This window comes from Veillonella parvula, assembly GCF_018378075.1.
In the GTDB taxonomy this organism is placed as follows: Bacteria; Bacillota; Negativicutes; order Veillonellales; family Veillonellaceae; genus Veillonella; species Veillonella parvula_K.
Genome location: NZ_JAGZYE010000001.1, coordinates 427980 through 441438, shown reverse-complemented (window position 1 = coordinate 441438; position 13459 = coordinate 427980). Strand labels below are relative to the sequence as shown.

The following is a 13459-nucleotide window of genomic DNA, read 5'->3' as shown; positions in this document are numbered from 1 at the left end:
TACTATAAAATGATGATAGTTAACCATGTAGTAAAATTATGCATAAAAGGTCATGAATGGTTATCATTCATGACCTTTCTTTTTAAATGTATTGAGGTGTTATGGCAAAAGCAAAATCTGTATTCTTTTGTCAAAATTGTGGGGCTGAATCCTCTAAGTGGATGGGCCGTTGTCCACAATGTGGAGAATGGAATACATTAGTTGAAGAAATAATTAAAGAAACTAAACATAGTCGAACACCTTCTCGAGGTGTTGGAAATCAAACGGCGAAGCCTACCGCCTTGCCAGATATCGAAATTTCTTCTATTGCACGCGTATCTACAACCTTTGGTGAAATTGACCGTGTATTAGGTGGGGGCATAGTGCCTGGTGCTCTAATGCTTTTAGGTGGTGATCCTGGTATTGGTAAATCTACTCTGTTACTACAAGTATCCCAGAAGGTAGCCGATACAGTAGGAGCAGTTCTTTATGCATCTGGTGAAGAGTCTCAGTTACAACTTAAACTTCGAGCAGAACGACTGCATATTAATAGTGAACGGTTACAAGTTATTGCAGATACTGATCTAGATCATATATTGGAGCAAGCTGAAGCAATGACTCCTTCCTTACTAGTCATTGACTCTATACAAACTATGTATACTGGAGATATAGATGCTGCGCCAGGCAGTGTTAGTCAAGTTCGTGAATGCACATCTCGCCTACTTCGCTTCTGTAAAGAACGAAATATACCTACTGTAATCATTGGCCATGTAACAAAGGAAGGCAATATTGCAGGGCCTCGTATGTTAGAGCATATGGTAGATGTAGTGCTTTACTTTGAAGGGGAGCGTTCTTATCAATTCCGTATATTACGGTCCATTAAAAACCGTTTTGGATCTACATCAGAAACAGGCATTTTTGCTATGGTAGAGGAAGGGTTACAGGAATTGTCCAATCCGTCTGCTTCTCTTTTAGCCGAGCGTTCCGATGAAGAAAGCGGCAGTGCTGTTATGATTTACCTCGAAGGGGTTCGCCCCATCTTGGTAGAGGTACAAAGCTTGGTCGTTACTACGGCTTTTGGTATGCCTAGACGTACGGCGATTGGTTATGATCTTAACCGGTTAATCGTATTATTAGCAGTCTTAGAAAAACGCTGTGGCTTTACATTAGGTAATAAAGACGTGTATGTAAATGTTATCGGTGGTCTCAAGGTAAATGAACCTGCTTGTGATTTATCTATGGCGGTTGCCATTGTGTCAAATCTGAAAAATCGAATCGTTCCAACAGATATGGTAATTTTAGGTGAAGTAGGCTTAACTGGTAATGTTCGCAGTATTCCTCGCATTGAACAGCGTATAAATGAAGCCAAGAAATTAGGTTTTAAAAAGTTTATTATTCCTGAAGGCAACTATAAACAAATTAAGGATAATGATAGTTCTATCAAAATTAAAGGTGTCAAATCTATACAAGAGGCGATGCAACTCGTATTTTCATAATTAGGAGGTGATTTCATGATTTATCGGATTTTACGCTATGTAATAGCCATTTTAGTAGGTACAGCAGCCTACGTGGGAATGGATAGCTTAGCACCTATTATTGACCCATATTTGGTTTCTCAATTTGAATCTTTTGGGGACATGTCGTTAACAATTGCACGTATTGCAGTATTAATCGTAGGTACTCTATTAGGCCTTGTTATTGGTTATCTGATTTCATCATTTATTCTGAAACAAGGTTTAGTAATTGCTAAAAGATTAGAGCGTATTCTTACTCATATTCCAAATCAAGAATTGATTGCAGGCACCATCGGTTTATTATTCGGCCTTATTATTGCAAATCTAATTGGTGTTGCATTCAATCAAGTACCTATTATAGGACCTTATATTCCTATAATTTTGAGTGCTATTTTTGGATATAGTGGACTTAAAATCATGGCTCGTAAAGGACCCGAAATGTACAATAATTACGTACAACAATGGGGAGGAGATAGCACTAAAAAAACAAGTCGTTTTAAAATGTTTTCAACTCATAAATTAGATAAATCCTCTAGTACGCCAAAATTACTAGATACTTCAGTTATCATTGACGGTCGTATCAAAGAACTATGTGCTACGGGCTTCATTGAAGGCCCTCTTATGGTGCCACTATTTGTATTAAATGAGTTACAGGTAATTTCTGACTCTGCGGATGCTACGAAACGCAACCGTGGTCGACGTGGCCTTGATATTTTGAAGGATATGCAAGATGCCAATAAGGTAGCTATAGAAGTTGTTGAAGATGATTATGATGATCTTGTAGAGGTTGATTCAAAACTTATGCGACTTGCTTTAGATAAGCAGTGGAAATTGATGACTAATGACTTTAACTTGAATAAGGTGGCTCGTGTACAAGGTATTGAAGTGCTTAACCTTAATGAATTGGCAAATGTATTAAAACCTGCTCTAATCGCTGGAGAATGGATTCGCGTTCAAATCATGAAAGAAGGTAAGGAAGTACACCAAGGTGTGGCTTATCTCGACGATGGCACGATGATTGTCGTAGAGGATGGTAAGCCTTATGTTGGTCAAAATGTAGAGGTTATGGTTACATCCATATTACAAACGAGTGCAGGACGGATGATTTTTGCTCGTGTAGATGGAGGACAAAATGGGCAAGGCAATTAGTTGTATCGTTCTCGCTGCAGGTGCTGGTCGCCGTATGGGATACAAAGAAAATAAGATATTTATTCCTTTAGGGGGACATTCTATTATTCAACGTACCATACAAAATGTAGAAAAGATTGAAGGTTTAAAAGAAATTATTCTTGTTGTAGCTGAAGGCGAACAAGAATATATGTCTAACCATATTCAAGGGTTGGATTTGCATATTCCTGTAAAGATAGTATTTGGTGGAAGAGAACGTCAAGATTCTGTGGCATATGGTCTCAAAGCTGTATCAGAAGATAGTAATATTGTGCTAGTTCATGATGGAGCGCGTCCATTAGCATCAACTAAACTGTTTGATTCTGTTGTTAGGGCCGCAATAGAATATAGAGCTGCTACTGTAGGTGTCCCTGCTACGGATACGATTAAACGGGTTAATACAGAGCATACCGTAATAGAAACCTTGAAACGCAGTGAGTTATACCAAATTCAAACACCACAAGGCTTTCAAAAAGATCTATTTAAAGAGGCCCATCAAAAGGCTCATGACGAAAAATATTTAGGCACTGATGATGTGTCCCTCGTCGAGTATTTAGGTAAGCCTGTACATATAGTAAGTGGAGACTATTGTAATATTAAGGTGACCACACCTAATGATATTGCAGTAGCAAAACGATATTTAGGAATTGAGGATAAGCGTATGCGCGTTGGATTTGGTTATGATATTCATCAATTAAAAGCAGGGCGTCCTTGTATCTTAGGTGGTGTTCATATCGAGTCTGACCTTGGTCCTGATGGTCACTCCGATGCAGATGTTCTCATTCATGCATTGATGGATGCCATGCTAGGTGCCGCTGGTTTACGGGATATTGGATACTATTTTCCACCTGAAGACGACCAGTATAAAGGGATTTCTAGCATGCTTTTACTAGAAAAAGTAAATTTCTTATTGAAAGAACGTGGGTTACAAGCCTATAATATTGATATTATGGTTATTTCTGAGACACCTAAATTAAAACCTCACATCGATATGATGAAGTCTAATTTACAGTCTATTTTAGAGATACCATTAGATCGTATTAGTATTAAAGCGACAACAAATGAAATGCTAGGGGCTATTGGTCGCCGCGAAGGCATTGCTGCACAAGCTGTCGTTTCTGTATATGAAGGAGAGATTTAATCATGAGTTCCATGAAAGTTCGTTTTGCTCCAAGCCCTACGGGTCCATTCCATATTGGTGGTGCTCGTTCTGCTTTATTTAACTGGTTATTAGCACGTAAGGAAAAAGGCACATTTGTATTGCGCATTGAAGATACAGATTTAGCTCGTTCTACACGTGAAAGTGAAGAGAATATTAAAGCTTCCTTACAATGGCTTGGCATGAACTGGGATGAAGGCATTGATGTAGGTGGTAATAATGGTCCTTACCGTCAAACAGAACGTCTTGATTTATATAAAGAAGTAACACAACGCTTATTGGATGAAGGTAAAGCTTATGAGTGTTACTGCACACCTGAAGAGTTAGATGCGGTGCGTCAAGATCAAATGGATCGTGGGGAAACACCAAAATACAACGGTCATTGTGAACACTTAGATGAAGAGACAAAGGCTAAATACATTGCTGAAGGTCGTAAACCTACAATTCGTTTGCGTGTACCGTTGAATAAAACATACGCTTTTGATGATATGGTACGTGGGCATGTATCCTTTGAGTCCAATGGTGTAGGTGACTTCGTTATCGTTAAATCCGATGGTATTCCTGTATATAACTTTGCTGTAGTAATGGACGATCATATGATGGGGATTACTCACGTTATTCGTGCAGAGGAACATCTATCCAATACACCTCGCCAAATGGCTATCTATGAAGCTCTTGGTTGGGAGGTCCCTAAGTTTGGTCATATTTCTTTGATTCTTGGTAAAGATTACAAAAAAATGTCCAAACGTCATGGTGCTACCTCTGTTGAACAATACAAACAATTAGGGTACTTGCCAGAAGCACTTGTAAACTTCTTGGCACTTCTTGGTTGGGCTCCTGAAGGTGAAGAAGAATTCTTCACACAAGATGAATTAATTCAGGCTTTCTCTATGGATCGGGTAGCGAAAAATCCTGCTGTGTTTGATATTGATAAATTGAACCATATAAATTTCCACTATATGAAGAATTTGAGTGATGAAGAGTTATTCCATCTTTGTTTACCGCATTTGAAAGAGGTTGGTTTAGCTCCAGATAGCTTGAATCAAGCTGATATTGATTGGTTGGCATTATTATGCTCTACATTCCGTGATCATATTAGCTATGGTGCTCAAATTAAAGATCATGTAGGCTTGTTTATGGGCGAAACAGTATTCCTTGAAGAGGGGCATGAAGAGGAGTTGCGTGCTGTATTGAATGAAGAAACAGCTCCAACAGTTCTCGGCGCTTTCCGGAATGCATTGGCTGAACTTGATGAAATTACACCTGAAGTTGTAAAAGCAACAATCAAGGCCGTAATGAAAGAAACCTCTTTAAAAGGTAAATTCGTATTTATGCCAATCCGTGTAGCTTTAACAGGTCAAATGCATGGTCCGGATTTGAATAATATTGTTACATTACTTGGTAAAGAAAAGTGCTTACATCGTTTAGATAATGTAGGTGCATTAACAAAATAAATTTGATCAATTAATCAAAGGAGTTCACGTAACAAGTGTTATGTGAACTCCTTTTGTATGTGTTGTTAATATTCTATAGAAATGCTATAATAATCGGCGTATTAAATTTTGATTTATTATGAAAGCGAGTGTTTTTATGAGTGTTATTCGTTCTATTAATCACTTATTCAATAGTTATCTATCCTGGATAGTACTATTGATGGCTGTTTTAGCATATATGCTACCTGCAGTATTTTCTTGGATGACTCCATATATTGCTTACATGCTACAGTTTGTTATGTTTGCGATGGGGTTAACATTAACGGCTCAAGTCTTTATTGATGTATTTAAGCAACCAATGAAGGTTATTCTCGTATCCGTAATCCAATTCTTATGGATGCCATTGGCAGGTTTCTTAGTAGCCTTAGCATTTAATTTTCCTCCAGAAGTTGGGATTGGTTTTATCTTGTTGGGTGCATGTCCTGGTGGTACTGCTTCTAATGTAATGACCTTCCTTGCAAATGGTAATGTTCCCTTATCCGTATCAGCAACAACTGTATCCACATTATTGGCACCTATTTTAACGCCTTTATTTGTCGTATTATATGCAGGTGCAACATCTTCTATTGAAATTCAATTTATGCCAATGTTTATATCCATTGTAAAAATCGTGTTAGTACCAATTATTTTGGGGATTGTATTGAATTACTTTATTGGCGCAAAAATTGAACCTGTAAAATCTGTATGTCCAACCATTGCAGCTATCGCGGTATTGCTTATCTTGGCAGCTGTAACTGCAGTTAACCAAAAGCAAATTGCCGAAACTGGTTTCATTATTTTTGTAGCGTGTTTAGTACAAAATTTGAGTGGTTATGTTGTGACATACTTTATATGTAAAGCTCTTAGTATTGATGTGTCTTCTCGTCGTGCTATGCAAATCGAAGTGGCTATGCAAAATTCTGCATTATCCGTATCTTTAGCACTAAAACACTTTACACCACAAGCTGCGGTAGCAGGTGCAGTATTCTCCATTATTCATAACTTTACAGGATCTATTTTTGCCGGTATTTGCCGTAAACATGATGATCAAGATAAATTAGAAAATGCTTAATATTAATTGATTTGATGTAATGACATTATTATTACTTGTGTGCTATAAAAGCTATTGTTATGAATGATAATAGTAATTTAATATTCTGATTATATATCCTCATCTTTCTAATTAAGCTATTTAAAATACCTATGTATGATATGTGAATAGCTGCCTATGAAAGATGGGGATCTTTCTTGTAAATATTGACATTCTATAGCTTTATTGGTAAAATATTTTTATATATGAATATAGATTATTTTAATAGCTGAGACTGAAAGAAGTACTCTACAACTAACTTTTTAGCGAGAACCGATGGTGGGAGGGTTCATGGATAGGTAGATGAAATGCATTCACGAGCTGACACTCCGATTATAGGTAGGTTTGTCCGGCGACGCACCGTTATGCGATGAGTGGGTATCGCTATTGGTACCTAACAGAGTGGAACCGCGGACCATCGTCTCTGTATGAGATGAGAGGTCTTTTTTATTTTACAAAATTGGAGGCATCGGTAACGATGAGAGAAATTACTGTTTATAATACTATGACGCGCCAAAAAGAGGTTTTTAATCCTGTAACACCAGGTGAGGCAAAAATGTACGTATGTGGTGTCACACCATACAATCATCCTCATATTGGCAATGCTCGTCCTTTTGTGACTTGGGACGTAATTCGTCGCTATATGAAACATGTAGGCTATAAAGTAACCTATGTACAAAACTTTACTGATGTGGATGATAAAATCATCAATACTTCTAATGGTGAAGGCGTCTCTTGGGATACCATTGCAAATCGTTATATCGATAGTTATTTTGAAGTAATGGATGCATTAGGTGTACAACGGGCTGATATGTATCCACGTGTATCTACGCATATTGATGATATCATTGCTATGATTAAAACATTGATTGACAAGGGCTACGCCTATGAACTCGATGGCGATGTATATTATAGTGTGGAGAAATTTGAACATTACGGTGAGTTATCTGGTCGTACATTAGACGATATGGAGGCAGGCGCACGTATTGAAGTAGATGGTCGTAAGAAGAATCCTATGGACTTTGCTTTGTGGAAAGCAGCAAAACCTGGTGAACCTTATTGGGAAAGCCCATGGGGGAATGGTCGTCCAGGCTGGCACATTGAATGTTCTGCTATGAGCCAAAAATATTTAGGCACAGAATTTGACTTCCACGGTGGTGGTAGCGATTTGATTTTCCCTCATCATGAAAATGAAATTGCTCAATCAGAAGGTTGCTCTGGTCAACATCCAGCAGTGCGCTACTGGTTGCACAATGGTTTTATCACTATTAACTCTGAAAAAATGTCTAAGTCCTTGAATAATTTCTTCTTGGTAAAAGATATTTTAGAACAATATAGTCCTGATGCATTGCGTTATTTCTTATTGAGCACGCATTACCGTAGCCCATTAGATTTCTCTGATGAGCGTCTAGAAGAAGCTAATAAATCTTTGGAACGGTTAAGCACAGCTATTGAAAACCTTCTTTACCTTGAAAAATGTGAGCCAGGCTCATGTGATGAAGCTCAACGCTTATTAGAAAAAGCGAAAGCATACGAAGAAGAATTTGAGGATGCTATGAGTGATGATTTCAACACTGCTCTAGCAACTTCTAGTATGTTCGGTCTTGCAAAAGAAATTAATATCTACTATCAAGCTGTAACAAGTAGAGAAGGCGTTGTTTGCCAAGAGGCAATTGCTGAAGTGAAACGAATCTTCAAATTTATGACAGATGTTATTGGTGTTCTTGAAAAAGCTTGGGAAGGCAATACGGGTGCTAATGCTGCTGAATACGAAGAATTAATGCAAGTTATTCTTTCTGTACGTCAAGCTTGTCGGGACCAAAAGCAATGGGCATTAGCTGATTGTATTCGCGATCGATTAGCTGAGATTGGTATTACTATTGAGGACTCCCCTCAAGGTGCACGGTGGAAAAAACGTGAAGTTTAAACAATTTCAATTCTTAAAGAATGAAGCGATAAAAAAACTGACGGCTCTTGAAGAAGAGCCGCTTCGTTTGCGTAATCGGACTATAGAAGAGTGCCTAAGTGCTGATGCAGTTATGCTAGCTTATATCGGCGATGCAGTATACTCCATGTATGTACGCGAACGAGTAGTGCAAATGAATATCACAAAGGTACAGGTATTGCATACAATTGTTACTGAATTTATTTGTGCTAAATCACAGGCGAAAGTATTGCTAGAAATAGAAGATGCTTTCACAGAAGAGGAACAAGCTATTGCACGCCGTGCTAGAAATAGTAATGTAAACGTGCCTAAAAGTAGTACTGTTCAAGAATATCGCAGTAGTACGGCCTTTGAAGCAGTACTAGGATTTCTTTATGAAACGCGCCAAGAAGACCGCTTACAGCATATCTTGGGGCAAGCCTTTTCTATAACTCTACGAGGTATGTAGTATGGATAATTATATTGTAGGTCGCAATGCGGTTAAAGAAGCCCTTAAAAGTGGCCGTTCTATTCAACGTATTCTGGTCAGTGAAGATAAGGTAAAAACAGGGTTAGCTGATATTGTAGGCCTTGCTAAATCTCAAGGAATTGAAGTTAGACCTACACCAGTTAAACAGATGAATAAGTACGATTTGGAGGTACCACATCAAGGGGTTATAGCTCTTGTATCGGCCGTTCAATTTAAAGAATTGGGAGAGGTATTACAAGAAACGACACATGAGGTTCCTTTACTCATCTTAACGGATGGGGTTGAAGACCCACATAATATGGGAGCTATCATTCGTACTGCTGAATGTGCGGGAGCTACGGCTGTACTCATTCCTAAACGACATAATGCGCCTATTAATGCTACTGTTGCAAAGACATCTGCTGGAGCTATTGAACAAATTCCACTTGTACAAATTGGCAATGTAGTGCAAACCATTAAACAACTTCAAAAACAAGGATTTTGGGTAATGGGGGCTCATATGGAAGGTGATCGTACCTTGTATGAAGCAGATATGACAATTCCTACGGTTATAGTCATTGGTAATGAAGGTAAGGGGATTAGTCGCGTTGTAAAAGAAGCTTGTGATTTCCTTGTAACAATTCCTATGTATGGAAATTTGAATTCTTTGAATGCATCTGTTGCAGCTGCAGTTCTTATGTATGAGGCGGTACGTCAACGCCAGGCGAAATAATCATGCTAAAAGATATTTTAATTGTAGACGGCTATAATGTTATTTTTGCTTGGACTCATTTGAAAAAATTGGCTCATGAGTCTTTAGAACATGCGAGAATGGAGCTTCGAGATAGATTGTTGAACTATGGTAAATTTAAGGGTTACGAAGTAATCCTTGTATTTGATGGTAAGTATACAAAATCTGGAGGTTCCATTGAATCTATTACAAGTGGATTTATCGAAGTGTATACTGAGGATGGAGAAACGGCGGATTCCTTTATTGAACGAGAGGTATTTTTACGTAAAGGCAAATATACTAATGTATATGTTGTAACCTCCGATGGGGCAGAACAGAATCAAATTCTAGGCTCTGGCGGGTTGCGCATTCCTGCTCGTGAGTTGCAAAATATGATTCGTATTGCTAAGGAAGAAGAACGACTTCAATATGCTCATGAACATAGACGTGATCAATTCTCAGTGCGTCGTAATGAAGTGGGAGGTTTATTATCTCCTGAAGTTGCTGAAAAGCTCGAGAAATTGCGTCGAGGTCATTGATAGTTGAAAATCATATACCGTTCCAGTATAATAAATATATTGGTTTTTCTCGCTCAATTGTAAGGAGGAGCTTATGAAAATGATTCATACACGCAAGTCCGATTACAATTTCAAGGAAATGACCGATGAGCAAGTTGTGGTCATAGCTCAGGAAGAGCAAAATGAGTTTGCAATCGATTATATTGTTAATAAATATAAGAACTTTGTAAGAGCTAAGGCTCGCTCCTATTTTTTGGTAGGTGCCGACCGAGAGGATATCATCCAAGAAGGGATGATTGGACTCTATAAGGCGACGCGAGATTTTAAACATGATAAATTAGCGTCTTTTAGAGCCTTTGCGGAACTTTGTATAACTAGACAAATTATTACAGCTATTAAATCGGCTACAAGACAAAAACATGCGCCTTTGAACTCCTATATATCCTTAAATAAACCGGTGTATACAGAGGACTCTGAGCGTACATTGATTGAAATGCTATCTTCAACAAAGATTACAAATCCTGAAGACCTCATTATCAGTCAAGAGGAACTAGATGATATTGAGCGCAATATTGGTCATATTTTAAGTGATCTCGAATGGGAAGTCTTGGAAGGATACCTTGATGGACGTTCCTATCAAGAAATGGCTGAGGTCACAGATCGTAGTGTTAAATCTATTGATAATGCGCTACAAAGGGTAAAACGTAAATTAGAGAAGTATTTAGAACATCGTGTATTGGGCTCGCATCGAGCATCACAGGAAGGATGACAGTCGTGACAAATTTCTTAATGATTGTAGAAGTAATCGTATCTATTTTATTAATTGTAGTAGTTGTTGCACAAAATAGCAAAAATGCAGGCATGGGCGGTGCTGTTTCTGGTGCGGCAGACTCTTCTTTTGGTGGTAAGCAACGCGGTTTAGATGCTTTCTTATCTAAATGTACGATTATATTGGGGATTATCTTTGCTGTGTTGAGCTTAGTGTTAGGGGCAATGATTAATCAATTCTAATGATGAAAGCCTGCTTTGCAGGCTTTTTCTTTTTTCATCCTAATAAGGGGGTGCAGATTTGAAGAAGAAGGTATTGGACTTTTATAAATCTATACAACCACATGCATACCATATTGAGGATGCAGCAATGGATAATCGTATTCGAGGTGGCAAAGATCTTGAAATGTTTATTCGATCTGCGAAAATGCTCGCCCGTGAAGGCGTATTAACTTCATCTCGACCAGATGTATACCGATATGAAGATCAACAGCATGAAGAATATGAAGGTATCTACAAAGGATATCGTAAATCTTATGGATTTGTTATTATGCTAAATGATGAAGATATTTATGTAGCAGAACAAAATAAAGGAACTACTATGCATAATGATAAGGTACGTGTTCGTATTGTACCATCAGATTATACAAAGCATAAACGTGAAGGCATCATCGTTGATGTTATTGAGCGTGCTAATGAAACCATAGTTGGTACTTACGACAGACAACAACACTTCGGCTTTGTTGTACCAGATGATGAACGTATTGGAACAGATATTTTTGTAGATTTAAAAGATACTTTAGATGCTCGGAGTGGAGCTAAGGTACTAGTAAAAATTACAAAATGGCCTGAAGGCAATAAAAAACCTGAAGGAATTATAACAGAAATTTTAGGCTATAAGGGGGATGTAGGCCTAGACATTAACTGTATTATGGCTAATCATAAGATTCCTTTTGCATTCCCTAAAGAGGTAATTGAGGCAAGTGAGAAGATAGATACTATTGTTCATGAAGATCCGAAGCGGTGGGATCTTAGAGACTTACAAATGGTAACTATCGATGGAGAAGATGCAAAAGATCTTGACGATGCTGTAAGTGGTCGTAAATTACCAAATGGTAATTATGAGCTAGGCGTACACATTGCGGATGTTAGTCATTATGTTACTTCAGGCCAGCCTATTGATAATGAAGCATACAAGCGGGGGACTTCAGTTTACTTAGTGGACCGCGTAGTACCAATGTTACCAGAGGTATTATCGAATGGTATTTGTAGTTTAAATGCCCATGAAGATCGCTATGCTATGACGTGTATGATGGAAATTGATGATTCAGGTACAGTTGTTAATTATCGTATTCGTCCGTCTATTATCCATGTAGGACGTCGTTGCAGCTATAAAGAAGTTTATAAAGCGTTAGAGGAAAATATTGTTCCTGACGATTTAGTAGATTTTATTCCTATGCTTCGTGACTTAGCAGAAATTTCTAAGATTTTAAATCGTATGCGTCGTCGTAGAGGGGCATTAGACTTTGATTTTTCGGAATATAAGGTATTACTTGATCTCGATGGTACACCGTTGCGTATCGTAAAACGCGATCGAACTATGGCAGAGCGGCTTATCGAAGAATGTATGCTCATTGCTAATGAGACGGTAGCTACGCATTTAAAGGATACTCAACGTACATCGGTATATCGTATTCATGAACATCCTAGTGAAGAAAAATTGGATTTATTCCAAAAGGTATTACATTATTTAGGTCAAACTCTTGTCCTTAGTGCTGATGGTGTAACACCACGAGATTTCCAAAAAATCCTTGATGTAGTGAAGGGACAAGATATCGAGCAAGTGGCTCAAATTATGACCTTACGTTCTATGCAGCAAGCGAAATATAGCATTGAAAACGTCGGCCATTTTGGGATAGCATCCACTTGCTATACGCATTTTACATCTCCCATTAGACGTTATCCGGATTTGATGGTACATCGACTTTTAAAAGCGGATATGCACTGGAAGGGTGGATACTCTAAACGAGATGTAGATGAAGCTTTCTTAGCTGGTGCTGTGGAACATTCTTCCATACAAGAACAAGTGGCAACCGAGGCAGAACGAGAAACTACGGATCTAAAGAAGACTCAATACATGGTTCCATTTGTAGGTGAAGTTTTTGAAGGCACTATTGCGAGCATAACCTCCTTTGGCATGTTCGTAGAGTTAGAGAATGGTATCGACGGTCTCGTGCATATTAGCATGATGAACGACGATTATTATTTCTTTGACGAAGAACATTTTGTTCTTGTTGGTAAGCGGACAGGTAAAACCTATCACTTAGGTGAAAAGGTTACTGTTACACTTGTAAAAGCCGATGTAGAAAAGAAACAAATCGATTTTGTTCTTGGTGAAGTAGATAATCTGATGGCTATCCAAGAACAATTGAGTAGTGGCTCTGACCATGCTACTAGTCGTGATGGTTTTGGAAATCTAAAGGGGCGAAAGTCATCCCGAAAAAACGGTAGAAAAACTTCTAAACGAGATGATTCAAAAGCTGGGCGTTCTAGATATGATGCTTTCAGTAAAAAATCTAAAAAAGGTAAATCGAGTCGCAAGAAGTCAAATAAAGCTACAAAACGTAGTCAATCTAAAAAATCTAAAAGTAAACGTAAACGATAGAGGA

Annotated in this window: 12 protein-coding genes and 1 other annotated feature; all 12 genes read left to right on the top strand. The window is 38.1% G+C overall.

Translation table 11 applies throughout. The features are described from left to right. The first annotated feature begins 101 nt into the window (after positions 1–101). The 12 genes from radA to rnr all read left to right on the top strand — a co-directional run bounded on the left by radA (position 102) and on the right by rnr (position 13455). Complete coding sequence (gene radA / locus KH286_RS02085) at positions 102–1475, top strand: DNA repair protein RadA (RefSeq protein ID WP_004697141.1); 1374 nt, start codon at positions 102–104, stop codon at positions 1473–1475. A gap of 15 nt (positions 1476–1490) precedes the next feature. After that, positions 1491–2642: a PIN/TRAM domain-containing protein gene (locus KH286_RS02080; RefSeq protein WP_004696009.1), complete on the top strand. Its 1152-nt coding sequence runs from the start codon at positions 1491–1493 to the stop codon at positions 2640–2642. Continuing rightward, complete coding sequence (locus tag KH286_RS02075; protein ID WP_077708469.1) at positions 2626–3801, top strand: bifunctional 2-C-methyl-D-erythritol 4-phosphate cytidylyltransferase/2-C-methyl-D-erythritol 2,4-cyclodiphosphate synthase; 1176 nt, start codon at positions 2626–2628, stop codon at positions 3799–3801. Before KH286_RS02080 ends, KH286_RS02075 begins: the two co-directional genes overlap by 17 nt. A gap of 2 nt (positions 3802–3803) precedes the next feature. Then, on the top strand, positions 3804–5273 hold the full coding sequence (gene gltX, locus KH286_RS02070) for a glutamate--tRNA ligase (RefSeq protein ID WP_123137908.1): 1470 nt from the start codon (positions 3804–3806) through the stop codon (positions 5271–5273). Between the two features lie 118 nt (positions 5274–5391). Beyond that, positions 5392–6363: a bile acid:sodium symporter family protein gene (locus KH286_RS02065; RefSeq protein WP_008601073.1), complete on the top strand. Its 972-nt coding sequence runs from the start codon at positions 5392–5394 to the stop codon at positions 6361–6363. A 240-nt stretch (positions 6364–6603) separates the two neighbouring features. After that, positions 6604–6810 (top strand) — a binding site (T-box leader). A gap of 49 nt (positions 6811–6859) precedes the next feature. Further along, the gene (cysS, locus tag KH286_RS02060) at positions 6860–8308 is read left to right on the top strand and encodes a cysteine--tRNA ligase (protein WP_123137909.1); all 1449 of its coding nucleotides are present in this window, start codon (positions 6860–6862) and stop codon (positions 8306–8308) included. After that, positions 8298–8774, top strand: coding sequence for a Mini-ribonuclease 3 (locus tag KH286_RS02055; protein WP_123137910.1), 477 nt, complete (start codon positions 8298–8300; stop codon positions 8772–8774). The genes cysS and KH286_RS02055 overlap by 11 nt, the downstream gene beginning before the upstream one ends. 1 nt (position 8775) lies before the next feature. Then, positions 8776–9507, top strand: a complete 732-nt coding sequence (gene rlmB, locus KH286_RS02050) for a 23S rRNA (guanosine(2251)-2'-O)-methyltransferase RlmB (protein WP_024061847.1) — start codon at positions 8776–8778, stop codon at positions 9505–9507. A 2-nt stretch (positions 9508–9509) separates the two neighbouring features. Then, a complete protein-coding gene (locus KH286_RS02045) occupies positions 9510–10043 on the top strand; it encodes an NYN domain-containing protein (protein WP_004695995.1) in 534 nt (177 codons plus the stop codon). A 73-nt stretch (positions 10044–10116) separates the two neighbouring features. Then, complete coding sequence (sigH, locus tag KH286_RS02040) at positions 10117–10791, top strand: RNA polymerase sporulation sigma factor SigH (protein ID WP_119563007.1); 675 nt, start codon at positions 10117–10119, stop codon at positions 10789–10791. 5 nt (positions 10792–10796) lie between these two features. Continuing rightward, on the top strand, positions 10797–11033 hold the full coding sequence (gene secG / locus KH286_RS02035) for a preprotein translocase subunit SecG (RefSeq protein WP_004695991.1): 237 nt from the start codon (positions 10797–10799) through the stop codon (positions 11031–11033). Positions 11034–11091: 58 nt separating this feature from the next. Further along, the gene (rnr, locus tag KH286_RS02030) at positions 11092–13455 is read left to right on the top strand and encodes a ribonuclease R (RefSeq protein WP_278617550.1); all 2364 of its coding nucleotides are present in this window, start codon (positions 11092–11094) and stop codon (positions 13453–13455) included. Positions 13456–13459 lie beyond the last annotated feature (4 nt).